Origin of the sequence: Sphingomonas sp. NFX23 (genome assembly GCF_049887795.1) — a bacterium.
Lineage (GTDB): Bacteria > Pseudomonadota > Alphaproteobacteria > Sphingomonadales > Sphingomonadaceae > Sphingomonas.
Genome location: NZ_JAGEKH010000005.1, coordinates 333,549 through 358,438, shown reverse-complemented (window position 1 = coordinate 358,438; position 24,890 = coordinate 333,549). Strand labels below are relative to the sequence as shown.

At 66.9% G+C, this 24,890-nt stretch carries 19 protein-coding genes; 13 read left to right on the top strand and 6 right to left on the bottom strand.

What is annotated here, in order from left to right:
* Positions 1 to 97 precede the first annotated feature (97 nt).
* Positions 98 to 2,392 (top strand): TonB-dependent siderophore receptor, encoded by a 2,295-nt coding sequence (locus tag J4O76_RS15285; RefSeq protein WP_426282715.1) that lies wholly within the window; start codon positions 98 to 100, stop codon positions 2,390 to 2,392.
* On the opposite strand, the gene J4O76_RS15280 is transcribed toward J4O76_RS15285, so the two are convergent.
* From J4O76_RS15280 to J4O76_RS15270, 3 genes are all read right to left on the bottom strand, one after another.
* A complete protein-coding gene (locus tag J4O76_RS15280; RefSeq protein WP_426282713.1) occupies positions 2,393 to 4,549 on the bottom strand; it encodes a histidine kinase dimerization/phosphoacceptor domain -containing protein in 2,157 nt (718 codons plus the stop codon).
* 79 nt (positions 4,550 to 4,628) lie between these two features.
* Positions 4,629 to 5,609 (bottom strand): bile acid:sodium symporter family protein, encoded by a 981-nt coding sequence (locus J4O76_RS15275; protein WP_107951846.1) that lies wholly within the window; start codon positions 5,607 to 5,609, stop codon positions 4,629 to 4,631.
* Entirely contained in the window at positions 5,606 to 6,628 is a 1,023-nt protein-coding gene (locus tag J4O76_RS15270) for an adenosine deaminase (RefSeq protein ID WP_426282712.1), read from the bottom strand. The genes J4O76_RS15275 and J4O76_RS15270 overlap by 4 nt, the downstream gene beginning before the upstream one ends.
* A gap of 133 nt (positions 6,629 to 6,761) precedes the next feature.
* Here J4O76_RS15270 and J4O76_RS15265 point away from each other — a divergent pair, with 133 nt between their 5' ends.
* Complete coding sequence (locus tag J4O76_RS15265; RefSeq protein ID WP_426282710.1) at positions 6,762 to 7,697, top strand: DUF808 domain-containing protein; 936 nt, start codon at positions 6,762 to 6,764, stop codon at positions 7,695 to 7,697.
* 246 nt (positions 7,698 to 7,943) lie between these two features.
* Here the strand turns inward: J4O76_RS15265 and J4O76_RS15260 are convergent, their stop codons facing one another.
* Positions 7,944 to 9,977, bottom strand: a complete 2,034-nt coding sequence (locus J4O76_RS15260) for a prolyl oligopeptidase family serine peptidase (protein WP_426282708.1) — start codon at positions 9,975 to 9,977, stop codon at positions 7,944 to 7,946.
* A gap of 125 nt (positions 9,978 to 10,102) precedes the next feature.
* Between J4O76_RS15260 and J4O76_RS15255 the strand changes: the two genes are divergently transcribed.
* The 4 genes from J4O76_RS15255 to J4O76_RS15240 all read left to right on the top strand — a co-directional run bounded on the left by J4O76_RS15255 (position 10,103) and on the right by J4O76_RS15240 (position 15,386).
* Complete coding sequence (locus J4O76_RS15255; RefSeq protein WP_426282706.1) at positions 10,103 to 11,380, top strand: hypothetical protein; 1,278 nt, start codon at positions 10,103 to 10,105, stop codon at positions 11,378 to 11,380.
* A gap of 107 nt (positions 11,381 to 11,487) precedes the next feature.
* Positions 11,488 to 12,000 carry an RNA polymerase sigma factor gene (locus tag J4O76_RS15250; RefSeq protein ID WP_426282704.1) on the top strand — a complete coding sequence of 171 codons (513 nt, stop codon included), beginning with the start codon at positions 11,488 to 11,490 and terminating at the stop codon, positions 11,998 to 12,000.
* A gap of 33 nt (positions 12,001 to 12,033) precedes the next feature.
* Positions 12,034 to 12,969, top strand: a complete 936-nt coding sequence (locus tag J4O76_RS15245) for a FecR family protein (protein ID WP_426282702.1) — start codon at positions 12,034 to 12,036, stop codon at positions 12,967 to 12,969.
* Between the two features lie 2 nt (positions 12,970 to 12,971).
* Positions 12,972 to 15,386 carry a TonB-dependent receptor gene (locus tag J4O76_RS15240; RefSeq protein WP_426282700.1) on the top strand — a complete coding sequence of 805 codons (2,415 nt, stop codon included), beginning with the start codon at positions 12,972 to 12,974 and terminating at the stop codon, positions 15,384 to 15,386.
* A 131-nt stretch (positions 15,387 to 15,517) separates the two neighbouring features.
* On the opposite strand, the gene J4O76_RS15235 is transcribed toward J4O76_RS15240, so the two are convergent.
* Positions 15,518 to 16,009 (bottom strand): hypothetical protein, encoded by a 492-nt coding sequence (locus J4O76_RS15235; protein WP_426282698.1) that lies wholly within the window; start codon positions 16,007 to 16,009, stop codon positions 15,518 to 15,520.
* Positions 16,010 to 16,145: 136 nt separating this feature from the next.
* On the opposite strand from J4O76_RS15235, the gene J4O76_RS15230 reads away from it, so the two are divergent.
* The 4 genes from J4O76_RS15230 (at position 16,146) to J4O76_RS15215 (ending at position 21,857) form a co-directional block, all read left to right on the top strand.
* A complete protein-coding gene (locus J4O76_RS15230) occupies positions 16,146 to 19,352 on the top strand; it encodes an autotransporter outer membrane beta-barrel domain-containing protein (RefSeq protein ID WP_426282696.1) in 3,207 nt (1,068 codons plus the stop codon).
* Between the two features lie 75 nt (positions 19,353 to 19,427).
* Entirely contained in the window at positions 19,428 to 19,700 is a 273-nt protein-coding gene (locus J4O76_RS15225; RefSeq protein WP_056061362.1) for a DUF1488 family protein, read from the top strand.
* Positions 19,701 to 19,762: 62 nt separating this feature from the next.
* Positions 19,763 to 20,509, top strand: a complete 747-nt coding sequence (locus J4O76_RS15220) for a class I SAM-dependent methyltransferase (RefSeq protein ID WP_426282693.1) — start codon at positions 19,763 to 19,765, stop codon at positions 20,507 to 20,509.
* Between the two features lie 151 nt (positions 20,510 to 20,660).
* The gene (locus J4O76_RS15215; RefSeq protein WP_107952523.1) at positions 20,661 to 21,857 is read left to right on the top strand and encodes a multidrug effflux MFS transporter; all 1,197 of its coding nucleotides are present in this window, start codon (positions 20,661 to 20,663) and stop codon (positions 21,855 to 21,857) included.
* A 6-nt stretch (positions 21,858 to 21,863) separates the two neighbouring features.
* Here J4O76_RS15215 and J4O76_RS15210 read toward each other — a convergent pair whose 3' ends face one another.
* Positions 21,864 to 23,339 (bottom strand): PAS domain S-box protein, encoded by a 1,476-nt coding sequence (locus J4O76_RS15210; protein WP_426282691.1) that lies wholly within the window; start codon positions 23,337 to 23,339, stop codon positions 21,864 to 21,866.
* A 185-nt stretch (positions 23,340 to 23,524) separates the two neighbouring features.
* On the opposite strand from J4O76_RS15210, the gene J4O76_RS15205 reads away from it, so the two are divergent.
* From J4O76_RS15205 to J4O76_RS15195, 3 genes are all read left to right on the top strand, one after another.
* Positions 23,525 to 23,794 (top strand): GlsB/YeaQ/YmgE family stress response membrane protein, encoded by a 270-nt coding sequence (locus tag J4O76_RS15205; RefSeq protein ID WP_056061356.1) that lies wholly within the window; start codon positions 23,525 to 23,527, stop codon positions 23,792 to 23,794.
* 86 nt (positions 23,795 to 23,880) lie between these two features.
* A complete protein-coding gene (locus J4O76_RS15200) occupies positions 23,881 to 24,192 on the top strand; it encodes a hypothetical protein (RefSeq protein WP_426282689.1) in 312 nt (103 codons plus the stop codon).
* A gap of 23 nt (positions 24,193 to 24,215) precedes the next feature.
* On the top strand, positions 24,216 to 24,857 hold the full coding sequence (locus J4O76_RS15195; protein WP_120299540.1) for a general stress protein: 642 nt from the start codon (positions 24,216 to 24,218) through the stop codon (positions 24,855 to 24,857).
* The last annotated feature ends 33 nt before the right edge of the window (positions 24,858 to 24,890 follow it).

Below are 24,890 nucleotides of genomic sequence, written 5' to 3'. Positions count from 1 at the left end.
CCGTGCATGAACATTTTGTCATTTTTCCTTGCCGCGCTTCCAAACCGCCTTTAGCGGGCTTTGCGAGTCATTATCAATATCAAAGTGGGTATCGCTTATGCGGGGACGTTTCATGGTCGGGATGCTGTTGGGGACAGCGTTGGGCAGCATCGCGATGCCGGCATTCGCGGCCGAGCATGTGCCGGCTCCCACCGTCGTTGCCACGGTCGAACCCGCGATGGCGGAGGATGATATCCAGACGCGCAAGGACGAGATCGTCGTCAACGGCGAGCGGATCCGCAAGACCGGCAGCACGGGTACCAAGACCGAGACGCCGCTGATCCGCACGCCGCAGGTTATCACCAGTATCGACGAGAAGGAACTGACGCTCCGCAACGCGCTGTCGATCAACCAGGCGCTCGGCTATGTCGCGGGCGTCTCGCCCAACCAGCGCGGCAACGTCGCCACGCGCTACGACCAGCTCTACGTCCGCGGCTTCGCGCCCGGCCAGTATATGGACGGGATGCGACTGCTCGGCGGCGTCTATTCCACGCCGCAGATCGACTTCCACCTCGTCGAGCGCGTCGACGTGATCAAGGGCCCGGCCTCGGTCCTCTATGGCAACTCGACGCCGGGCGGACTGGTCAATCTCACCAGCAAGGTCCCCTATGCGGAGTCCGGTGGGCGCATCGAGCTGGCGGGCGGTAATTTCGACCTGTTGCGGTCGGCGATCGACGTGAACCAGCCGCTCGACAAGGATCACAAGTGGCTGTTCCGCGTCATCGCCGGCGCGGAGCGATCGGACGGGTTCGTCGCGATGACCGGCAATCGGCGCTATTACGCGCGGCCGATGCTGACCTTTGCGCCCGATGAGGCGACGAGCGTGACGCTGATCCTCAATTACCAGCGCGATCCGGAATCTGCGTCGTACAGCGGCGTGCCGGTCTACGGCTCGGCGCTCGCCAATCCGCTTGGCCAGTTCGCGACCGACTTCAACGTGAGCGAGCCGGCGTACGAGGCGTTCGATCGCAAGCAGAAATCGGCCACGCTGCTGTTCCGCCACGACTTCAACGACCGGCTGAGCTGGGCGACCAGCGCGCGCTACCTCGACGTCGATCTCCATTATCGCCAGATATACCTCTCCGCGTTCGCGACCACCGGTACGGGCGCCAATCGCAACACCGATTTCTCGACGATCGTGCGCGGCGGCGGTGGGTCGGACGAGTCGTTCCGGACGATCACGATCGACAACCACGCGACCGCCAAGTTCGCGACCGGACCGTTGCAGCACACGCTGCTCGCGGGCGTCGACTGGCAGAACAACGAGGGTAACAACGACCAGCAGTTCAACACCGGCGTCACGGGTAATCCGGCGACCAGCATCCCGAACCTGACCCTGTTCGCGCCCGTCTATGGCGGCGTGCAGCCGAACTTCCCGCTCACCCAGACGCGCAGTTTCCGCAAGATCGACCAGGTCGGCGCCTATGTGCAGGACCAGATCGCGATCGGCGGGCTGCAACTGATCGCGAGCGGCCGCTACGACTGGTACGACCAGACGACGGTGAACCGCAACGCCGCGGCAGGGGCGGCGAGCGGGGTGACGCGGCTCCACCAGACCGCGTTCACCGGACGCCTCGGCGCGCTGTACGAGACCAAGTTCGGCCTCGCGCCGTTCGTCAGCTATTCGGAAAGCTTCGAGCCGCAGACCGGCACCGGCTTCGACGGCGCATCGTTCGTGCCGGTCACCGGCCGCCAGTACGAGGCAGGGCTGAAATATCAGCCACGCGGCACCAACGCGCTGTTCACGCTGTCCGCGTTCGACCTGCGCCGCCAGAACGTGCCGACGACCGATCCCGCCAACGCGAATTTCTCGATTCAGATCGGCGAGGTCGCGGTGCGGGGCATCGAACTCGATGGGCGAGGGGAGATCACGCCGGGCCTGACCGTCACGGTCGCCGGCACTTATACCGTCCCCGAAGTCACGCGAGGTACGCCGGTCGTCGGCACCGGCGACCAGCTGAGCGGCGTCACGGGCACCAAGCCGCTCGGCATATCCAAGTGGAGCGCGTCGAGCTTCGTCAACTACGACCTGTCACGTACCGGCGGCGGCGCGCTGTCCGGGTTCAATATCGGCGGCGGCGTGCGGTATGTCGGCAAGTCCGACGGCACCGCGACCCGCGTGGAGGCGAACCAGACGCTCACCACGCGGTTCCAGTCGCCGGGCTATGTGCTGGTCGATGCGGTGCTCGGCTACGATCTCGGCAAGTTCGACGAGTCGCTCAAGGGCCTGAGCCTGACTGCGAACGTCGCCAACCTGTTCGACAAGCGGCACATCGCGAGCTGCTTCTTCGTCAACAGCTGTTACTTCGGCGCCTCGCGCACCGTCGTCGGATCGCTCCGCTTCAACTGGTGATCAGCGGACGTCGTCTACCGGCGCTGTCAGGATCACGCGCAAGCCGGGCATGTTGTCGTCCTGCTCGATCGTGCCCGACAGCCCGGCGACGATGGCGTTCATCATCCGGCTGCCGAAGCCGATCCGCGTCCCCGACTTGCCGACGCCCTGGTCCGCGACGATCAGCCGCAGTCGGTTGCGATGCTGTTCGAGGATGATGTGGATCGGGCCGGCATCGCCGCGATAGGCGTATTTGCTCGCGTTGATGACGAGTTCGGTCAGCACCAGCCCGATGTTCACCGCGCGATCGGTGGCGACGAGCACGGGGGCGAGATCGAGCGTCATCTGTGCCGCCCACTCCTCGCCGAGCGAGGTCTGCATGTCGCCCGCGAGTTCCTCGATATAGCGCGACAGGTCGACCGACTCGACCTGATCGTCGCGGTACAGGCGGCGATGCACCAGCGCGACCGCGGCGAGCCTTGCCTGCGCCTCGGCAAGATGCTCCTTCACCTTCGCGTCGTCGGACGACTTCGCCTGCAAGGACAGGAACGCCGCGACCAGTTGCAGGCTGTTCTGCACGCGGTGATTGACCTCCTTCATCAGGACGTCCTTCTGCGCGATCAGTGCGTCCTTGTCGGCGAGCGTCCGTTGCAGGTCGGCGTTGAGCAGGCGCAGGCGCTGGTTGATATGCGCGTCATGGAACGCGCGGCGCAGTCGGTGCGCGGCCTCGATCTCTTCCCGGGTCCAGCGCCGCGATCGACCGCTGACCGCCTGCGTCCAGGATTCGAACGACGTGCGCGGCGTCAGCACCGCATTGGGATCGACCGACACCGCCTTGTGCGGATTGCCGGCCCATTCGACCTCTTCGATCTGCTCGGCACGAAACCACAACAGCACCGCCCCCTCGTCGACCAGCGGCAGCGCGAGCAGGCCGCTCGCCTGCGCACGGTAAGCTTCGGCGCGGGGCAACAGTGCCGACAGTTCATGCGTCGTGAACGGCTCGATCACGGCCCTCGTGCGAGCCCATGCGGCGAGATCGAGAATGTCGTCCTTGCCGGGACAAGGCCCGTCGGTATCGACGATCGTGCCCTCGACATAGGCGAAGCCGTCGCCGTCGAGCATCCGCCGGAGATCGTCGCGCAACGCAGCGACGATGCTGCGCGGGGCCGGCTCGGTCGCGAGCTTGGGGATGACCGCATCCTCCGCCGCGCGCAGCCGCAGCCGTTCGCGGTACGTCTCCGCCTCTTCCTTTGCGCGGATCTGGCGCGCGAGCCCGCCCGCCAGAGTCGCCGACGCCGCACGGATGTCGGGGGTGAGGCCCTTCGGCGAGCCGTGATGGCAGGCGATCAGGCCCCAGAGCAGCCCGTCCTTGACGATCGAGATTGACGCCGACGCCGCCACGCCCATGTTGGCGAGATAGCGCAGATGGATCGGCGACACGCTGCGCAGCGCCACGTCGCTCAGGTCGAGCGTCTCGAACCCGGCCGGGCGGAGCACCGCGGGCGCGTAGGCGATCGTCGGGATCGTCCGCGTCCGGTTGCGCACGTACAGCGCCCGCGCCTGTTTGGGGATGTCCGACGCGGGGAAATGGTGATTGAGGAAGGTGCCGAGCCCCGTCGCCTTGTCCTCCGCCATCACGCGACCCGCCTCGTCGTCGAGGAAGCGATAGACCATGACGCGGTCGCATCCGGTCAACTGCCGGAATGCGGTCGCGGCGCGCTCGCACAACGTCTGGAGATTGCTCGCGCGCTCGAACGTCATCGCCATCGCGTTGAGCCGACCGAGCATGCCGGCCGCGGTGACGGGCTCCGCTTCGACGGGCTCGAGTTCGACCAGCACATGCTCCGCGCTGCGGTGGAGGGTGACGTCGAACCGCTCGGTCAGGCCCGCTACCGGCAGTCCGGCAAGCGCCACGCCGGCGACCGTGTCATTGGCCGTGAGTGTCGCATCGATGTCCTGCGCCAACAGCGTCGACAGGTCGCTGCCAAGCCAGTCGGGAGTCAGGCGAGTCTCGAGATCGCCCGCACCCGCGACCACCGCTAGACTGGTCGCATCGGCGACGAGCAGCAGGCCATGCGGCTGGATCGCACCGGGAATGTGGATCGGCTCGCGGTCGCACGCATTGAGGTCCAGCCCCACGCCATCGGTGGAACCGGCAATATCGCTCGACGCGTTCATCTACCCGAAACTCTCCTATCGAGCCTCGATCATGCAGCCCCCGGCGGAACAAAGCAAATACCCGCAGCGGGTTACGATATTAATCTGAAGCAATATCGCGCGGTGCGGACTCGGCATAGCGGCGCGCGATCACCGCGCAGGCGATCAGCTGCAACTGGTGGAACAGCATGACGGGCAGCAGGATCACGCCGACCTGCGCGGGCGGGAACAGCACGCCCGCCATCGGCACGCCCGACGCGAGGCTCTTCTTCGAACCGCAGAACTGCAGCACGATCGCATCCTCGCGCGGCAGCTTCATCAGCCGGGCAACGGCAAACGTCAGCCCAAGCACGAAGGCGAGCAGCGCGGCGCACAACAGCCCGATCAGGATCAGGTCGCCGAGCGACAATTTGGTCCAAAGCCCCTCGACCACCGCGGCGCCGAACGCGCTGTAGACGACCAGCAGAATCGAACCGCGATCGACCACGGTCAGCAGGCTCTTGTTGCGCGTCACCCACGCGCCGATCCAAGGCCGCAACAGATGCCCGGCGACGAACGGCACCAGCAGTTGTAGCACGATCGCCTCGATACTCTCGATCGAGATCCCGCCGCTGCCCGAAGTGTTCATCAGCAGCGCGACCAGCGCGGGCGTGACGAGGATGCCGAGCAGGTTCGAGAACGACGCGCTGCACACCGCCGCCGCGACATTGCCGCGCGCAATCGCGGTGAAGGCGATCGACGACTGCACGGTCGAGGGGAGCAGCGTCAGGAACAACAACCCGGCGGCGAGCGGCCCGGTGACGAACGGCAACGCGGTCAGCCCGAGCCCGAAGAGTGGGAACGCGACGAAGGTGATGGCCAGCACCGCCAGATGCAGCTTCCAGTTGCGCAGCCCCGCCCAGATCGCATCGCGCGACAGCTTCGCGCCGTGCAGGAAGAACAGCAGGACGATGCCGATATCGGCGGCGTAACCGACGATCGTCGCCATCTCGCCGCGTGCCGGCAGCAGGCTCGCCAGCACGACGGTGCCGAGCAGCATCAGGATGAACGGCTCGAAGACCGCCAGGAACCGCCCGATCATGGATGCGCCTTCACATAGGCGTCGAGCGTCGCGAGATGGCCGCTCAGCGCGTCGTCGTCGAGAAAGCTCCCGAGGAAGCTGTTGCGTGCCAGCGTCACGACCTGCTCGCGCGACAAGTTTTTCGCGCGTGCGGTCTGGCGGAAATTCTCGCCGATATAGCCGCCGAAATAGGCCGGATCGTCCGAATGGATCGTCGCGCGCAGGCCGAGGTCGAGCATCCGGTCGATCGGATGATTCTCCAGTCGGTCGACGTTGCGGAGCGCCACGTTCGACAAGGGGCACACGGTCAGCGTCATCGCGTCACGCGCGAGCCGCGCGACGAGTGCCGGGTCCTCCAGCGCGCGGTTGCCGTGGTCGATCCTGTCCACCTGGAGGATGTCGAGCGCCTCGTGGATATAGGCGGGCGGGCCCTCCTCGCCGGCATGCGCGCACAGCATCAGTCCGGCATCCGCCGACGCCGCGAACACGCGTGCGAACTTCGACGGAGGATGGCCGACCTCGGACGAATCGAGCCCGACGCCGATGAACTGGTCGAGCCACGGCTCGGCCTGCGCGAACGTCTTGAACGCGTCTTCCTCGTCAAGATGGCGCAGGAAGCTCATGATCAGCCCGACCGACATGCCGTGCTTCGCCTGCGCCTCGTCGATCCCCGCGAACAGACCGCGCGCGACGACGTCGAACGGGATGCCGCGGTGCGTGTGCGTCTGGGGGTCGAAGAAGATCTCGGCATGCACCACGCCGTCCTGCGCGACGCGGTCGAAATAGGCGACTGCGAGATCGCGAAAATCTTCCTCGGTCTGGAGCACGGCGGCGCCCGCGTAATAGATGTCGAGGAAGGTCTGAAGATTGGTGAAACTGTACGCCGCGCGGACGTCCTCGACGCTCTTGAACGGGATCGCGACCTTGTTGCGGTCGGCGAGCGCGAACATAAGCTCCGGCTCCAGGCTGCCCTCGATATGGAGGTGGAGTTCGGCCTTTGGCAGGTTCGTGATGAAGTCGTCGTTCGGGGAGGGGGTCATGATCCGTCCTGTCGCTTGGGCTGCGTCGGCTGCAACCATTCCGCCCGCCACGCACTACCGCAAGTGCGAAAGCCGTTGCATGACAATCCTGTCACGTTACCGAGCGCCGATACTTACGCGAAGGACACCATCGATGCCGACAGGATTGGTCGCACTGCTCGACGACATTGCCGGGATCACCAAGCTCGCCGCCGCCAGCCTCGACGATATCGCCGCGACCACCGGCAAGGCGGGCAGCAAGGCGATCGGCGTGGTGGTCGACGATGCCGCCGTTACACCGCGCTACATGGTCGGGTTCGAGCCCAAGCGCGAACTGCCGATGATCGGCAAGATCGCGCTAGGATCGTTCCGCAACAAGCTGGTCTTCATCCTGCCCGCGGCGCTGGCGTTGAGCGCGTTCGCGCCGTGGTTGCTGACGCCGTTGCTGATGATCGGCGGCACGTATCTGTGCTTCGAGGGCGCGGAGAAGATCCTCGAGGCGTTCGGCGGCGGTCATGCCGAGGAGGTCGTCGCCGAGCCGGTCGACGCAGCGACGCTTGAGGCACAGAAGGTCTCGGGCGCGATCCGCACCGACTTCATCCTGTCGGCGGAGATCATGGTGATCGCGCTGTCCGATGTCGCGACCAAGCCGATCTGGGAGCAGGCGATCGTGCTGGCGCTGGTCGGGATCGTCATCACGATCGGCGTCTACGGCGTGGTCGCGCTGATCGTGAAGATGGACGATATCGGGCTGCATCTGGCGCAGCGCAGCAGCGCGGTCGTGCAGGCGATCGGGCGTGGGCTGGTGAAGGGCATGCCGATCGTGATGTCGGCGCTGTCGGTGATCGGGACGGCGGCGATGGTCTGGGTTGGGGGGCAGATCATCGTTCACGGGATTGAGGAGTTCGGGTTCACCGCCTTGCCGCACTGGATCCACGATACGGCGGAGGCAGCTTCGCATGCGGTGCCGTTCGCCAAGGGCGCGGTGAATTGGGTGATGAATGCGTTCTTCTCGGGGACCGTCGGGTTGATCCTGGGCGGCGCGATCGCGCTGGGCTTGCATGCGGTGAAGAAGCCGAAGGCGCACTGACCGGGAGAGCGTTGCCCGCTCTAACCTTGTTCTCCCGCGAAGGCGGGAGCCCAGTCTGGGTCCCCGCCTTCGCGGGGAAACAAGGTAAGCCAGAGGAAACCGTCACCTCGCGCAACCACCCCGGCGAAGGCCGGGGCCCAATTGGGGAACAGAGGTAACGGCGGATAGTCCCCCGTTACTCCGACCTTTCCAACTGGGCCCCGGCCTTCGCCGGGGTGGTGCTTTTGAGGCTGAAAGAGGCAGCCCCTACTTAGCCGTCCACTTCCCCATCCAGCCCAACACTTCCCCATACCATTGCCGCGAGTTCTTCGGCTTCAGCACCCAGTGGTTCTCGCCCGGGTTGACCAGCAACCGCGACGGGATCCCGCGTCGCTGCAACGCGGTGAACGTCGCCAACCCCTGCGTGTACGGAATGCGGAAGTCCTTCTCGCCGGTGATCACCAGCATCGGCGTCTTCCACTTCGCCACATAATTTACCGGGTTCCATTTCTCGAACGCCTGCGGGTCCTCGTAATAGGCCTTCCCGCCATGCTCCCATTCGTCGAACCAGAGCTCCTCGGTCTCGTACGCCATCGCGCGCGCGTCGAACACGCCGTCATGCTGGACGATGCACTTGAAGCGATCGGGCCACTGCCCCTCGATCCAGTTCATCATATAGCCGCCGTACGACGCACCGAGCGCACACGCGTTGTCGGCATCGAGCCACGCGAACTTGTCGGTCGCGGCCGCCAGCCCCTTCTTCAGATCCTCCAGCGGCCAGCCGCCCCAGTTGTTGCTGATCGCGTCGGTGAAGCCCTGTCCGTACCCGGTCGACCCATGGAAATCGACCGCGACCAGACCGTAGCCCGCACCGGCGAACACGGCAGGGTTCCAGCGATACGACCAGCTGTTGTTGCTCGATCCCTGCGGGCCCCCGTGGACCATGTACGCGATCGGCACCTTCCCCGTGGAACCGTACGGCTTCACCGCATAGCCCCAGACGGTGTCCGCGTTCGCGCCCTTGAAGTTGAACCGCGTGACCGTCGGCATGTCGATCCCGGCGAGCTTGGCGGCGTTGACCTGCGTCAGCTGCTGCGGCGCACCGGACCCGGCGACACGGTAGAAATCGTCCGGCGCGGTCAGGCTGTCGATCGCCACCACTGCACCACGCGGGGTAATCGCAACCGCGGCGACATGCCCCTCCTGCGTCAGCCGCGTGACCGCGCCGGTGGTCGCATCGACACGGAACAGCGGCGTCTCCTGCGTGTCGTCCGCCGTCACGTAGAGCGACTTCGAGTCCGGCGCCCACGCGATCGAGCCGACCGACCGGTCCCAGCGCTCGGTCAGCGACGCCGTCTTGCCGGTGGCGATATCGCGCAGCGTCAGCACCTGGCGATCCGCCTCGAACCCCGGCCGGCGCATCGCGAAATAGGCGAGCGTGCGGCCATCGGGCGATACCGTCGGAAGGTTGTCGGTCGCCTTGTTCGTCGCGGTCAGGTTGACCGGTGCCGCCGAGCCGTCCGCAGGGACCGAGAAAATGTCGAGGTTGGTCGACAGCGACTCGATCCGGCCGGCTTCGCGCAGCGCGAAGTAGACGGTGCGGCCGTCTGGGCTCCAAGAAACTTCCTCGGCACCGCCGAACGGCTTGGATGGCGCATCGCCGACCAGCGCGCCAACCAGCGGAACGCCGTTCCCGGTTGCACCCGCGGCGGTCAGCGGCAACACGAACAGCTGCGAGCGCGTGCCGTCCGCCCACGTATCCCAATGCCGCACGAACAGCTGGTCGTACGTCCGCCCGGCGCCCGCGTTCGGATCTTTCTTCACCATCGCCGGCTCGAGGCTCGGCGCGCCGGGCTTGCGGTCCGCCCAAACGAGCAGCCTGTCGCCCGTCGGCGCGACCTTGAAGCCACTGAACCCGCCCTTGAAGCTCGTCAGCTTGCGCGGTGTGCCGCCGGTAACGGGCACCGACCAGACCGCATCCTCGCCGCTCTTGTCGGACGTGAAATACACGGTGTTGCCGACAATCTGCGGGTCGTTCTCGTTGACCTGCGGATCGGCGAGCAGCTTCACCGGCGTCGCGCCCGGCTTGCTCAAGTCGAGCCGCCAGAGATCGTAGCGTCCCTTGTCCGCCGCGAGATCGGTCTCGCGCTGCGCCCAGACGAGCCAATGCCCGTCCTGCGACGCGGTCGGCGCACCGACGCGGCTGAGCATCGTCACGTCGTCGATGGTGAGTTGCCGGGCGGCGGCAGGGGCACTCGCAAAGGCGAGCACGGCGAGGCTGGCGGAGAGCATGATCTTCATGGCGTGCTTGATAGGACGCTTGCGAGATCGCGCGCAATCACCTCGATCGCTTGCGTGAAAGCACTGGTTCAGATCATGACGGTATGACGCCCCAGAATACCCGCGCGCCCAGGATTTCGTCGTTCATGTTCACTATTTCGGTTCGATGGCTTCTGGCGGCGGCGTTGCTCTTACTCGGGGCGGGGCCGGCATCGGCGGCGCAGGTGCAACTGCCGGTCGATGCGCTGATGCAGGACGCGGGAGAGTATGCGACCCGGTTCGGCGTTTCGTTCGACGAGGCGCTGCGGCGGATGCGCGCGCAGGGCGCCACCGTGCCGACGACCGACGCGCTCCGCGAGACCTACAAGGATCGCTGGGCCGGCGTCGCGATCGAGCATCAGCCGAATTACCGCATCGTCGTGCTGCTGACCGGCACCGATCCGGTCGCGGACCAATCCGTGATGGCGGGCGGGATGGTCGTGCCGATCGTCTTCCGCACTGGCGCACCTGCGACGCGCGAGGCGGTGCTCGCCGCGATCACGGCGTATCAGGCCAAGATCCGCGAGTCCCTCCCGCACCCGCCCGGGCTTGGTGTCGACCAGCGGACCGGCGAACTGGTCGTGATGATCGCGTCGGGCGATGCCGATCTCGACCGCGATGGCGCGCTACGCACCCGAATTGCGACGATGACCGGCGTTCCGGTGCGGATCGAAGCCGTTGATAAGCCGCCAGTCAACATGGCGCAGGATCAGGTCGTTCCAGTCCCCACGCTCATACCCGCCCCGGTTGGCAGTGGCGCGATCGAGGGTGGCGGACGCGTGGTCGGGACGGTCGATGGCAAGCGCTATGCCTGCACGACCGGCTTCGTCGTGTCCGACGGGGTGCGGAACGGCGTGGTCACCGCGGCGCATTGCCCAGACACGCTCTCTTACGTCGGCAAGCGCCCTTCGGACGGCAGCCGCGAGGAATGGCCGCTGGCGTTCGTCGGGCAATGGGGCTGGGGGTATCAGGACGTACAAGTCAACGTCGCGACCGCGCCTGACGTCGGCTACGCACCGCTGTTCTACGCGGATACCGCCAAGACGCTCGCGCGGCCCGTCGCCACGTGGCGCTACCGCACGAGCACGCGCGCGGGCGACTTCGTGTGTCATCGCGGCGAGCGTACCGGCTATAGCTGTGCGGTGATCGCGATGGTCGATTTCGCACCGGCGGGCGATCTGTGCGGTGGCGCGTGCCTGCCGACCTGGGTCGCGGTCGAGGGGCCGACGTGCAAGGCCGGCGACAGCGGCGCGCCGGTGTTCGAGGGCAGCACCGCGCTGGGCCTCGTCAAGGGCGGCACCTACCGCCGCGACGGGACGTGCCTCTTCTACTACTATATGTCGACCGACTACCTGCCGCAGGGCTGGACGCTGTTGCACCAGTAACCCGGTACGGGGCGCGCTGATTGTGTCTCCCCGCCAAGCGCTGTACGTCCCGCCGGGAACACGGTGCCGCCGAGCGCCGATCGGCGGCCTATCGACACGGGCATGACATGGACTCCTCGGGCCTTGAGGCCGTTTTCCTAGCAAATCGCGATACGCTGCTGCGGTTCATCCGTTCGCTCGGCGCGGGCGATGCGGAGGATCTGCTGCAAGAACTGTGGGTGCGGATCCAGACCGCCCCGACCGGACCAATCGCGTCGCCGCTGTCATATCTCTACCGGATGGCGAACAACCTGATGCTCGATCGCCACCGCGCGGTACGGCAGGCGGAGAAGCGTGATCGCGAATGGACCGAGGCGACGGGGGGACCGTCGCTCGACCGCTCCGAGGAGCCCTCCGCCGAACGCGTCGTGATCGCCCGCGAGCAGGCGGCCTTGGCGGAGTCGGCGTTGCAGTCGGTTGGCGACCGGGCGGCGCGTATCTTCCGACGGCACCGGATCGACGGCGTCGAGCAGCGTGTGGTCGCGGCGGAGTTCGGCGTAAGCCTCAGCACGGTCGAGGGCGACCTGCGCAAAGCCTATCGTGCGATGATCGATGCAAAGCGACGTTACGATGAGGCTTGATCGCAACGTCTCCGTCTTCGGCTATAGGAGGCCATGATGGCGGAGCATGACGACATCGAAGCACGCACGCTGAACGAGACCGCGCTGGACTGGGTGGTCCGGACCGGCGGCGATGCGTTCGACGACTGGCCGGCGTTCCACGCCTGGCTGGAGGCGGACCCGCGTCACGCGGCTGCGTATCATGCGATGGCGATGGATATCGAGGAGATGGCGGCGACGGTGCCGCCCGTGCAGGCCGCGCCGATCGTTATGCAGCCTCCGCGGAGGCGCTGGCCGGTCTGGGCCGGTGGAGCGATCGCCGCGTCGCTCGCGCTGTTCGTAGGGTATGAGTCGATCGAAACGCGCGCGCATCCTTATGCGGTCGAGACGGCGGCGGGCGCGATGCGGACGGTTCGGCTCGCCGATGGCAGCACGATCGCGATGGGCGGCGCGACGCGGCTGCTGCTCGATCGCGACGACCCGCGGGTCGCGACGCTCGAGCGCGGCGAGGCGATGTTCGTCGTCCGGCACGACGACAGCGATCCGTTCGAGGTGAGCGTCGGCGGCGCGCGGCTGGTCGATGTCGGCACCGCGTTCGACGTGAAGCGTGCGCGCGGCGAAACGCGCGTCGCGGTGTCGGAAGGCGCGGTCGACTATAATCCGGGCCGCGACGGCATCCGGCTCGTGAAGGGGCAGGGGCTGGTGGTGCGCGACGGCAAGGCGACCGTGACCGCGGTCGATGTCGCCAGCGTCGGATCGTGGCGCGACAGCGTGCTGGCGTACGAAGGCGTGACGTTGGCGGAGGTCGCGGACGACCTGTCGCGCGCACTCGGCGTCGACCTGCGCGCCGATCCGGGCGTCGCAAAGCGCGCGTTCAGCGGCAGCATCGCGACGGCCAAGCTGTCGGGTGATCCCCGGCGTGCCGCGCCGTTGCTGGGTGTCGCGATCCGCAAGCGTGGCGGTCACTGGGTGATGTCCTCGCGCTCGTGAGGATGCGCGGATGTCTGGTCGTCGCGGCGCTCGCCGTCGCCGCTCCTGCGCAGGCGGGGCAGGGGGCGGTCGACTTGCCGCCGGGGCGTCTTGGGGATGCGGTGCTGGCGCTCGGGCGGCAGTCGGGGACGAGCATCGTCGTCGGCGATCCGGCCTTGTGGGCGCGGCGCGTGCCCGCGGTACGCGGACGAATGAGCGCGCGCGAGGCACTCGACCGGCTGGCGACTGCGGCGAATGCCGATGTCGTCGCGGCGGGCGCATTCGGGTGGCGCCTGACTGCCCGCACGCCCCGCGTCGTTCGGGTGAAGCGGCCGAAGGTCGTGCCGATCGCCGCACCGCCGGCGGTACAGGGTGCGGACATCGTCGTCACCGGCAGCAAGCGCGACGTGCGACTCCGTGATTTCGCAGGCCAGGTCGCGTTGCTCGATGGCGTCGACCTCGCGCTCGGCGGCGCGGGCGGGACCGAGGCGATCCTCGCGCGGCTGGCCAGCGTATCGTCGACGCATCTCGGCGCCGGCCGCAACAAGCTGTTCATCCGCGGCATCGCCGACTCCAGCTTTACCGGACCGACCCAGACCACCGTCGGCCAGTATTTCGGCGACCTGCGGCTGAGCTACAATGCGCCCGATCCCGATCTGCGGCTCTACGATGTCGCCTCGGTCGAAGTGCTCGAAGGGCCGCAGGGGACGTTGTACGGCGCGGGGTCGCTCGGCGGCATCATCCGCACCGTGCCGAACGCGCCGGAACTGGGCGCGGTGTCGGCGTCGATCGCGGGCGGTCTCTCCGCGACGTGGCACGGCGATCCGGGGGCTGATCTCGGCGCGACGCTGAACATGCCGCTCGGCGAGCGGGTCGCGCTGCGCGTCGTCGGCTACGGCGTGAGCGAGGGCGGGTATATCGACAACCCGGTGCTCGACCGCCGTGACGTGAACCGGACGCGGATCGGTGGCGGGCGAGCGGCGCTACGGCTCGATGCGGGGAATGGCTGGACGGTCGATCTCGGCGGGATCGGGCAATGGACAAAGGGCGACGACAGCCAATATGCCGACCGCGACGCGCCGCCGCTGACGCGGTCGAGCGCCATCGTGCAGGGGTTCTCCGCGGATTACACGATGGGGCAGGTCGTCGTCTCGGGCACGATCGGCGGGCTGAAGGTCAAGTCCTCGACCGGGATCGTCAGCCAGACGCTGACCGAACGGTACGACGCGACCCTGCCGGCCGTCGATCCGACGCTACCGATTACCAACTGGCCTGCATTCGGCAGCCCCCTGACGGCGGCCGCGGGCAGTCCGCGCGTGTTCGCCCAGCGCAACGCGACCGACATGATCGCGAACGAGACGCGGGTATGGCGGCCGATGCGAAACGGGTTCGGCTGGGTGGTCGGCGGCAGTTACACGCATAATCGCACGCGGTTATCGCGCTCGCTCGGCCCGGTCGATGCGCCCGCGCCGGTGACGGGCGTGACCAACAGCATCGACGAGGCGACGCTGTACGGCGAGGGGAGCGTGCAGTTGGTGCGCGGATTGACCGCCACCGCCGGCGCGCGGGTCACGCGGGCGTCGCTCGCGGGGACCGGCGAGGATATCGCACCGGCACGGCTGGAAGCGGTCGCGCTGGCCCGTGCGCGCGTGACGGCGGACCGGATCGAGACGAGCGTGCTGCCGTCCGCCTCGCTGATCGCCGCAGTGTTGCCGAAGGTGTCGCTATACGGCCGCTACCAGCAGGGATTTCGGCCCGGCGGGCTTGCGATCGAGAGCGATTTCGTGCGGCGGTTCGAGAATGATCGCGTGCGGACGCTGGAGACCGGCGTGCGCGTCGGGCTCGCCGGGGTCGATCGCGCCTATCTGACGGCGAGCGTGTCGCACACGATCTGGCAGGATATCCAGGCGGACTTCATCGACGCGACCGGCCTGCCGAGCACCGCCAACATCGGCGACGGGCGGATCTGGACGTTCAGCGCGGCGGGCGGGTGGAAACCGATCGCCGGGCTGACGCTCGACGCGGGCTTTACCTATAACGACAGCCGCGTGACCGAACCGAGTGCTGCGCTGTTCGTGGCGCTCGCGCGGATGAGCCAGGTGCCGAACATCGCGCGCTATGCCGGGCGGCTGGGGGCGGATTACCGGCGTGATATCGGGCGGGATCTGGAGCTGCGGGTGTATGGCTGGGCGCGTTATGTCGGGCGGTCGCGATTGGGTGTCGGGCCGGTGCTGGGCGAGGAGCAGGGCGATTATCTCGATACGGCGCTTACTGCACGGATCGGGCGGCCATCGTTGGGCGTGACGCTCGGGGTTACGAACCTGACGGATAGCGTCGGCAACCGGTTCGCGCTCGGAACGCCGTTCCAAGTCGAGAGCGGGCAGATCACGCCACAGCGTCCGCGGACCATCCGCATCGGCCTGGACGCCGCCTTCTAACTTCTCCCCTCCCTGGAAGGGAGGGGTCGGGGGTGGGTCGGCTTCCGCGTGTTCGAACAATGGTGGCTCAGGCGGGCCGACCCACCCCCAGCCCCTCCCTTCCAGGGAGGGGAGCTAGAAGGTCCCGACGCTCACCCCTTCGCGTTCACCAGTGCCCGCTGATCGGCCGGCAACAACGCCAGCGCCGTCTTGTAGCAATCCTCCACGTGCGAATTACCGACCAGCTTCATCGCGCCGAAGCTGATCGTCGCCGCCACCGCCGAGCCCGCAAAAGGCACGAACTTCGCCATCGACCCCACCGCGATGCGAGCACCAACGCGGCGGAGGAGCGCTACGACGATACGCTTCGTCACCATCCGGCCGATCATCGTGTTGCCGAGACTCGACGCCATCACCAGCGCCTGCTGCGCAAGCTGCGGCTCGAGCTTCTTCACCTGCTCGTGATCGAGCCCGAAGCGCTTGCTGATCTCGGGCAGCAGTTTGGTGAGCAGGCCGATGTCCGCGACGATGTCCGCGCCGGGGATCGGCACGACCGCCGCGCCCGCCGACATCATCGAGCGCGTCGTGACGAGGCGCTTGCTGTCGTCGCGGATGCGGTCGAGTTCGGCGATGGTGGTGATCATGCTGGCATTTCCCTGAAGATATCCGCCGCACAACGCGCCGCCTCGGTCATTGTGCCGCACGATAATATAGCGCGCTTCAAGGTTCGCAGGCCGCGTCTCCGTCCTCTTCTCGAAAACACATCGAAAAGGGTTCCGTATGCGTCGTCTCCTGCTGACCACCACCTGCCTGTTCGCGGTAACGACGGGCGCCCAGGCGCAGACCGTGATCGACACCAAGCGGACCGACACGGTGCGGACCTCGACGATCAAGGCCGGCGCCCCCGACAATATCCGCATCGCCGCCGCCGGCTCGGTGACGCCGACTACCGGCACTGCGGTCACCGTCGACAGCGTCAACTCGGTCACCAACGAAGGCACGATCCAGGTCACCAACGCCGACGGCTCGACTGGCATCCTCGCCAATGTCGGCACCAGCGGCGGGATCACCAACACGACGACCGGCAAGATCATCATCGACGAAAGCTATGTCGCGACCGACACGGACAAGGACGGCGACCTCGACGGCCCGTTTGCGGCGGGCACCGGACGCACCGGCATCCGCACCGTGGGCGCGTACACGGGCGCGATCGTCAACAGCGGCGCGATCACGGTGAAGGGCAACAACTCCGCCGGTATCTGGCTCGGCGGACCGTTGACCGGCGCCTTCACGCATGACGGCCAGACCTCGGTCACCGGCAACGGATCGACCGGCGTGCGGATCGCCGACGTCACCGGCAACGTCCGGCTCGCGGGCACGATCGCGGCGATCGGGCAGGGCGCGGTCGCCGCACGCGTCGATGGCGACATCGCGGGTGCGCTGGTGGTGCAGGGCGCGCTCGGCTCGACCGGCTATCGCTATGCGACGGCACCCGCCGACGTCTCGAAGCTCGACGCCGACGACCTGTTGCAGGGTGGCTCGGCATTGATCGTCGCGGGCAACGTATCGGGCGGAATCATCTTCGCGGTCCCGCCGAAGGACGCGAGCACGACCGACACTGACGAGGACAAGGACGGTCTTCCCGACGCCACCGAAGGCTCGGCCGCGATCACCACGTTCGGCGCGGCCCCGGCGGTGCAGATCGGATCGGCCACGCGCGCCGTCGCCATCGGCGCGGTTGCGGGGACAGGCACCGGCTTCGGCCTGATCGTAGATGGCGGCATCGCGGGCAGCGGCGTCTATGGCGGCGTCGAGGGCAATGGCCTGGCGATCGGTGGCCTTGGCGGCACAGTGACGATCGCAGGCGGGATCGGCATCAACGGCACCGTAGCGGCAGCCGCGAACGGCGCGAGTGCGACCGCGTTGAAGCTCGGTACAGGTGCGTCGACGCCTGAAATCCGCAACGCCGGCACGATCGCCGCGGCAGGCGGCGGCACGACCGCATCGCGTTCGACGGCGGTCCTGGTCGACACCGGCGCATCCGTCGCCACGATCCGCAACAGCGGCACGATCAAGGCGACCGCGCAGGCCGCCGATGGTACCGCGATCGCCATCCTCGATCGCTCGGGCACCGTTACGCTGGTCGAGAACAGCGGCGGGATCGGCGCATCGGGTGCACTGGCAACGTCCGAGCGCAACGTCGCGATCGACCTTTCGGCGAACACCACCGGCACGATCGTTCGCCAGACCTCAGTCGCGACCGGCATCGCGTCGCCCGCGATCGTCGGCGACATCCGCTTCGGCAGCGGCAACGACGTATTCGACGTCGCGGACGGTACCGTCACCGGCACCGCGCGCTTCGGCAGCGGCAACAACCGTCTCGCGCTGTCGGGCGATGCCAATTTCTCCGGCGGCGCAGTGTTCGGCGCTGGCAACGACGCGCTCACGCTCGCGGGAACTTCGGTGTTCAGCGGCGCGGCGGACTTCGGCGGCGGTACCGACACGCTGACGCTCGGCGGCACGTCGCGCTTCTCCGGCACGCTCGCCAATTCGGGCGGCCTCGCGGTCGCGGTCAACGGCGGCACGCTCGACATCACCAAGGCTGCGTCGATCGCGTCGCTGTCGGTCGGCGGCGGCGGTATCCTCGCCGTGACACTCGACAAGACCGGCGGCACCAGCACGGCGATCCAGGTCGCGGGCACGGCATCGTTCGACAAGGACTCGAAGCTTGCCCTGAAGCTCACCAGCGTCGTCGATGCGGAGGGCCGCTACACGGTCCTGCGCGCGGGCACGTTGACCGGTGCCGCGAACCTGACCGCGACCACGACGACGCTTCCGTTCCTCTACAAGGGCAGCATCGCGACCGGTACGGGCAACGACCTGGCCGTCGACATCGCGCGCAAATCGTCGACCGAACTCGGGCTCAACCGCTCGCAGGCGTCGGCGTATGACGCGATCTACAAGGCGCTCGGCAACGACTCGAAGGTCGGTGGCGCGTTCCTCAACATCACCGAAGCCGACGCGTTCCGCGGCTCGGTCCGCCAGATGCTGCCCGACCATGCCGGCGGCACGTTCGAGACCGTGACGATGGGCTCGCGCGCCACCGCCCGCCTGCTCGCCGACCCGCACGGCCCGTTCAAGGATGAAGGCAAATGGGGGTATTGGGTGACGCAGGTCGCGTGGGGCACGTCGAAAAGCGTCGCCGATACGGCGGGCTACGACATCAGCGGCTGGGGCGTCTCGGCGGGCGCGGAATACAAGACGAGCGTGGGCAATTTCGGGACCTCGCTCGCCTATCTGCACGGCCAGGATGCCGACGACGGCACGGACAACGAGGTGAATTCGGACCAGTATGAGCTGGCCGGATACTGGCGCGGGCATTGGGGCGGCCTCCAGGCCAACGCGCGTGCGTCGGGGGCGAAGGTTAAGTTCGACGGTGTCCGTCAGTTCGCCGGCGCGATCGGTGCCGAGGCCGTTGCCCGGACCGCCAAAGGCAACTGGGACGGCACGCTGTACGCGGCGTCCGGTGGCCTGTCGTACGAGGCCGGCACCGGCATGCTCACCTTCCGCCCGGTCCTTGCGATCGATTATTACAAGCTCAAGGAGGACGGCTATAGCGAGACCGGCGGCGGCAAGGCGATCGACCTCGTCGTGCGGTCGCGGACCAGCGACGAGCTGGCGGTCACCGGCAGCGGCGCACTCGGGCTGAACTTCGGCGGACCCAAGTTCGAGAATGGCTGGTTCCGCGTCGAAGCCGAAGGCGGGCGCCGCCAGATCGTCGGTGGTGGTCTGGGCGCGACCACCGCGTCGTTCGAAGGTGGCCAGTCGTTCACGCTGACCCCCGACAAGCGTACCAGCGGCTGGGTCGGCAAGCTGCGCGGCGTCGGCGGCAACGGCATCTTCCGGATGGGCGGCGAGTTCAACGCCGAGCAGCAACAGGGCCGCGTCGCGCTGTCGTTGCGCGCCAACCTTCAGATCGGGCTTTAAGCAACCGCACTTTTCGGGGTGGAATGGCTCGATTCCGCCCCCGGACTGTTGTCGGCGCATAGCAGGAGCGAAGACATGGCCGAAGACCGTTTGAACATCGATACCAAGACCCTCGAGGACAATAGCGACCTGCGTCAGGTCGAGTTCGAGGCCGAAGTGAGCGAGGAGCGCTATCAGTTCGCGGTCCAGTACGACGTGCTCGAAGCACTGAGCACGGTATCGCCCGAAGGCGACGCCGTGGCGATCTTCAAGCAGCATGCCGAAGAGATCGCAGAGCTCGGCGTCGTCGCACTGGCGCGCGATCCCGACCAGGAGATCGTCGTCATCAGCGAAAACGATCTGGACTAGCGGCCGCTTCGGGTCGATCCTCCCCACCGAGCCGGCATTGTCGTCCGGACGGTGGGAGACGGATGATGAAAACGATCTGGACGAGCGTTGCAGTGGCGATGACGATCGCGGCGAGCACAACGGCCGCGCAGGCACAGAAGGTCAGCCCCGCGGTCACCAGCGCGCTTGCCGATCCGGCGCGCGCCGACCAGCAAGGCGATGATGCCCGCCGCAAGGCCGCCGACGTCCTTTCCTTCTCCGGCGTGCGCCCGGGCAACGTCGTCGTCGATTACCTGCCGGGTGCGGGGTATTGGACCCGCATTTTCACTGGCGTGGTCGGACCCAAGGGCCATGTCTACGCGGTCTGGCCAGCGGCCGGCGCGAAATACGCCGAGAAGACTTTGCCGGCACTTCAGGCGCGCAACCTCGCCAACGTCACCGCCGTCGTCCAGACCACCAACCTGCCGACCTCGCCCAAGCCGGTCGACCTGTTCTGGACCGTGCAGAACTACCACGACATCGCCAATAACGGCGGCGGCGAGGGCGCATTGAAGGCGTTCGACAAGGCGGTATTCAACATGCTGAAGCGCGGCGGCATCTACGTCGTGATCGATCATGCGGATGCCCCCGGCAGCGGCCTGAGCGGGACCGAGACACGGCACCGGATCGACCCGGCGGCGGTAAAGGCGCAGGTCCAGGCGGCAGGGTTCAAGTTCGTTGGCGAGTCCACCGCACTGCGCAATCCGGCCGACGATCACACCAAGCCGGTATTCGACCCCGCGATCCGCGGCACGACCGACCAGTTCGTCTACAAGTTCAAGAAGCCCTAAGCGCATCGGCGACTGGTCGGCGGCATCCTCGTCGTTCGATCAGTCGCCATCACCTTTCCGTCATCGCGATCGAGTCCAGCGCTCGGGCATGGCGTTCGAGCCGGGACAGTCCTAAGCGACGTCGATGAACGACAAAATTGCTGCCCCATCGATGCGTCCAGGCGAATTCGTTGCCTTCATCGCCGCACTGATGGCGGTCAACGCGCTCGGCGTCGACCTGATGCTGCCCGCACTCGCCGATATTGGCCACCAGCTCGGCATTGCCACCGCGAACCATCGCCAGTGGATCATCACCGCGTACATGCTCGGCTTCGGCGCAGGGCAGCTCGTGTACGGGCCGCTCGCCGATCGCTACGGCCGCCGGATCATCCTGCTCGTCACGCTCACGGGCTTCGTCGCGGCGAGCATCTTCGCCGCCGGATCGCAGACGTTCGCGGCGTTGCTCGGTGCCCGTGTTCTGCAGGGGCTGATGTCCGCGTCGACCCGCGTGCTCGCGGTCGCGATTGTGCGAGATCGGTATTCGGGTCGCCAGATGGCGCGCACGCTGTCGGTCGCGCAGATGATCTTCTTCCTGGTGCCGATCATGGCGCCGAGCCTGGGGCAGGTGCTGCTCCAGTTCGGTCCGTGGCGTTTCATCTTCTACGCGCTGGCCGGCTTTGCGGCGTTCGTCCTTGCCTGGTCAGTGACGCGGTTGCGGGAATCGCTGCCGGTCGAGCGCCGGTCGCCACTGTCGTTCGCGTCGCTCCGCCAGGCGTACACGCTGACGCTGACCAACCGGTACTCGGCAGGCTATGCGGTCGCGGCGTCGATGACGTTCGGCGGGATCATCGCCTTCGTTTCGTCCGCGCAGCAGATCTTCGTCGACGAGTTCCATGCGGGCGAGCGGTTCACGATCCTGTTCGCGGTCTGCGCGTTTTCGATGGGGTGCGCGTCGTTCGCCAACAGCCGGCTGGTCGAGCGCCTCGGCACGCGCCTCATATCGCAGGCCGCGGTGCTGGGGCTGATCGCGCTGTCGGTAGTCCATATCGGCGTGATCGCCGCAGGGTCGGAATCGCTCTGGACCTACATGCTGTTCCAGGCGCTGAGCATGACGTGCATCGGCCTGTGCGGCTCCAATTTCGGCGCGATGGCGATGGAGCCCGTCGGGCATATCGCCGGCACCGCATCGTCGATCCAGGGGTTCATCACCAGCGTCGGCGCGGTGATCGTCGGCTCATTGATCGGCCAGTCGTACAACGGCACGACCTATCCGCTGGCGATCGGTTATCTCGCGATCGGGCTGGGCGTGCTGGCGGTGGTGTATGTGGTCGAAGGCGGCAAGCTGTTCCACGCGCATCACAAGGCCTGATACGCGTTACGCCCCCACGCCGCGTTCGTGCGCCCACACGATCGCGGCACTGCGCCGGTTGACGCCGATCTTCGCGTAAAGCCGCGCGACATGGTTGCGCACCGTGTTGCGCGACAGGTCGAGCCGGGTGGCGATCGCCGCATCGTCGAGGTCCTGGCAGATCAGTTCGAGCACCTCGCGCTCGCGCTTGCTGAGTTCGGTACTGGGCGGCGTGGCACCCGAGCTGGCGCGTGGATTGCGCAAGGTCGCCAGCTTGTCCATGATCGACCGGCTGAGCCAGTTGGCGTCCTTCATCACCGCGTCGATCGCTTCGACGAGTTCGAGTTCGCCGCGGCGGCGCGCCGTGATGTCCTGGTACAGCCACAGGACGCAGGGCGTGCCGTCGACGCTGATCCGTTCGGCGGACACCAGGCAGTCCAGCGTTTCGCCATTCTTGTGGAGCAGGCGGACATCGTGGCCGCGAATGCCGTTCCGCTCGCGGATCTCGGTTTCCAGCTCCACCCGCTGCGCGGCGTCGTTCCACAGCTGGAGATCGTCGGCGATCCGGTCGACGACCGCGTGATCGGTGTAGCCGGTAAGGCTCTTGAACGCGGCGTTGACCTGCACGATGCGGTTCTCGTCGCCCTTGGTGATGACCATCGCGACGGGGGCCATCTCGAACACCGAGGCGAAGTGACGTTCACTGGCCTGCAACGCCAGTTGCGCGCGCCGTCGGGGTTCCAAGTCGGCGAAGGTGAACAGCAGGCAGTCTTCGTTGGCGAGCTCGATCGGCTGGCCCGCGAGGATGACGAGCGTCTTGTCGCCCCCCGCAAGCGGCAGTTCCGCCTCCAGTTGTGGCACGGTCTTGCCGGCGGCGACGCGTTCCTTGACGAACGGCTTGCGCTCGACCTCGGCGAGGAAGTCGAGATCGAACAGCGTCTTGCCGACGATCTGGTCGCGGTCGTAGCCGGACAGGTCGAGAAACCCCTGGTTGACCAGGACATAGCGCTGGTCGGCGACCCGCATGATGAGGGCAGGGGCGGGGTTCGCGTGGAACATGGCCTGGAACCGGTCCTCCGCGTCGAACCGTTCGGAGACGTCGTTGATGACCATACCCAGGCAATCGGGATCGCCGCCATCCTCGTCCATGACGATGTCGCGGACCTGATGAACCCAGCGCGGCTCGTCCGCATCCGGTGACGAGACCTCGACGATCAGGTCGGGGAAGCTTTCGCCGGCAAGAAGGCGCATCAACGGATATTCGCGGCGCGGCAGCTTGCGACCGTCACGGTACCGCAGCCGAAAGCGCGCCGCGTAATCGTCCGCGGTCTCGCCCAGGTCGGCCAACGCCTTGACGCCGTGCATCTTCAACGCCGCCGGGTTCGCGCTGAGGATCATGCCGGTCGGATCCATCAGGATCACCCCTTCGAGCAACCCCGTCATGAGCTGTTCCAGGTGATGCAGCGTCGGGGCGTGGAGCGGCTTGCCGTTGGTCTTGGTCATGCCTGTCCAGCGACCAAAAGGGGGCTCGGGTTCCGTGCCTGGCGCTACATTTGTACCAATACGACCGGTATGTGAGCACCAATCGGAAAATCCGGGCGCGGCGCCGAAACTGAACGGATCGGCGATCCCGACTGTTGAGCCCCCTGTACCATCACCCAGTATCATCATCGTCCAGGAGCCTCATCATGAACCTCATCATTCTTCTCGTCGTCGGCGGGCTCATCGGTTGGGTCGCCAGCATGATCATGCGCACCGATGCGCAGCAGGGCATCTTCCTCAACATCGTCGTCGGCATCGTCGGCGCATTGCTGGCCGGCTTCCTGATCACGCCGCTGATCGGTGGCGCATCGATCATGGACGGCGCGCTCAACATCCAGTCGATCCTGATCTCGCTGGTCGGCGCGGTGATCCTGCTCGCGATCGTCAACATGTTTCGTCGCGGTACGGTTCGCTGATCCGACCGGGAGGCGGCGTGGCTCACATGCCGCCTCCCACCCCGCGAACGTCCCCGTTTCCAAAACCAGAAACTCAGGAGAGTATCATGACCGTTCGAGCATTCATGGCATGCGGCGCAATGCTGTTGGCCTCCAGCGCCGTCGCGCAGACCGCAACGCATGCCGGCGCGCACAACCCCGCCGTCAAGAACAACGATGCAGCCCATGTCGCGGCACCGGCCAAGGGCGCCAATTCCTTCTCCGAGGACCAGGCTCGTGGTCGCCTGACCAAGGCCGGCTACCAGTCGGTTTCGCGCCTGGCGAAGGACAAGGACGGCGTCTGGCGTGGCAGCGCGACCAAGGCCGGCAAGAAGGTCAATGCCGGGCTCGACTACAAGGGCAACGTGACCGCACGCTGATCCATTTTTCCAGGAGAGAAACGATGACCAAGACCCTTACCCGCCTGTTCGACGACTATTCGGATGCGAAGTCGGCGTTGAACGATCTCGAGCGTCTCGGCGTGCCACATGACTCGATCAGCATCGTCGCGAACAATGCCGATGGCGCGCATGGCGATCACGACACGTCGCTGGACGACGTCAACGATCGTGGCGATGTCAGCCGCGGTGTCTCGACCGGTGCGGCAGTTGGCGGCGTCGGCGGCCTGCTCGCCGGTCTTGGCCTGCTAGCGATCCCAGGCCTGGGGCCGATCGTCGCGGCCGGCTGGCTCGCGTCGACCGTCGTCGGTGCCGGTATCGGTGCAGCAGGCGGTGCCGCCACCGGCACGATCGTCGGCGCATTGAAGGACGCCGGTCACACCGATGACGAGGCGCATGTCTATTCGGAAGGCGTCCGTCGCGGCGGCACGTTGCTCAGCGCACGCGTCGACGACAGCCTCGCGACCGAGGCCGAAGCGGTTCTCGATCGTCATCGTTCGGTCGACGCGACGACTCGCGGTGCAGCGTATCGCCAGGACGGCTGGACGCGCTTCGACGAGGCAGCGCCCGCGTACACGCGCGACGAAGTCGTTGCCGAGCGTGGCCGCTATGGTTCGGTGTCGTCGACCAACTCGACGACCTACTGAACGACGCCGTCATGATCCTTGCCGTCAGCGTAT

Coding starts and splice junctions, on each gene's coding strand:
- J4O76_RS15285 (WP_426282715.1), top strand. CDS start 98: ATGCGGGGACGTTTCATGGTCGGGATGCTGTTGGGGACAGCGTTGGGC.
- J4O76_RS15280 (WP_426282713.1), bottom strand. CDS start 4,549: ATGAACGCGTCGAGCGATATTGCCGGTTCCACCGATGGCGTGGGGCTG.
- J4O76_RS15275 (WP_107951846.1), bottom strand. CDS start 5,609: ATGATCGGGCGGTTCCTGGCGGTCTTCGAGCCGTTCATCCTGATGCTG.
- J4O76_RS15270 (WP_426282712.1), bottom strand. CDS start 6,628: ATGACCCCCTCCCCGAACGACGACTTCATCACGAACCTGCCAAAGGCC.
- J4O76_RS15265 (WP_426282710.1), top strand. CDS start 6,762: ATGCCGACAGGATTGGTCGCACTGCTCGACGACATTGCCGGGATCACC.
- J4O76_RS15260 (WP_426282708.1), bottom strand. CDS start 9,977: ATGAAGATCATGCTCTCCGCCAGCCTCGCCGTGCTCGCCTTTGCGAGT.
- J4O76_RS15255 (WP_426282706.1), top strand. CDS start 10,103: ATGTTCACTATTTCGGTTCGATGGCTTCTGGCGGCGGCGTTGCTCTTA.
- J4O76_RS15250 (WP_426282704.1), top strand. CDS start 11,488: ATGGACTCCTCGGGCCTTGAGGCCGTTTTCCTAGCAAATCGCGATACG.
- J4O76_RS15245 (WP_426282702.1), top strand. CDS start 12,034: ATGATGGCGGAGCATGACGACATCGAAGCACGCACGCTGAACGAGACC.
- J4O76_RS15240 (WP_426282700.1), top strand. CDS start 12,972: ATGCGCGGATGTCTGGTCGTCGCGGCGCTCGCCGTCGCCGCTCCTGCG.
- J4O76_RS15235 (WP_426282698.1), bottom strand. CDS start 16,009: ATGATCACCACCATCGCCGAACTCGACCGCATCCGCGACGACAGCAAG.
- J4O76_RS15230 (WP_426282696.1), top strand. CDS start 16,146: ATGCGTCGTCTCCTGCTGACCACCACCTGCCTGTTCGCGGTAACGACG.
- J4O76_RS15225 (WP_056061362.1), top strand. CDS start 19,428: ATGGCCGAAGACCGTTTGAACATCGATACCAAGACCCTCGAGGACAAT.
- J4O76_RS15220 (WP_426282693.1), top strand. CDS start 19,763: ATGATGAAAACGATCTGGACGAGCGTTGCAGTGGCGATGACGATCGCG.
- J4O76_RS15215 (WP_107952523.1), top strand. CDS start 20,661: ATGCGTCCAGGCGAATTCGTTGCCTTCATCGCCGCACTGATGGCGGTC.
- J4O76_RS15210 (WP_426282691.1), bottom strand. CDS start 23,339: ATGACCAAGACCAACGGCAAGCCGCTCCACGCCCCGACGCTGCATCAC.
- J4O76_RS15205 (WP_056061356.1), top strand. CDS start 23,525: ATGAACCTCATCATTCTTCTCGTCGTCGGCGGGCTCATCGGTTGGGTC.
- J4O76_RS15200 (WP_426282689.1), top strand. CDS start 23,881: ATGACCGTTCGAGCATTCATGGCATGCGGCGCAATGCTGTTGGCCTCC.
- J4O76_RS15195 (WP_120299540.1), top strand. CDS start 24,216: ATGACCAAGACCCTTACCCGCCTGTTCGACGACTATTCGGATGCGAAG.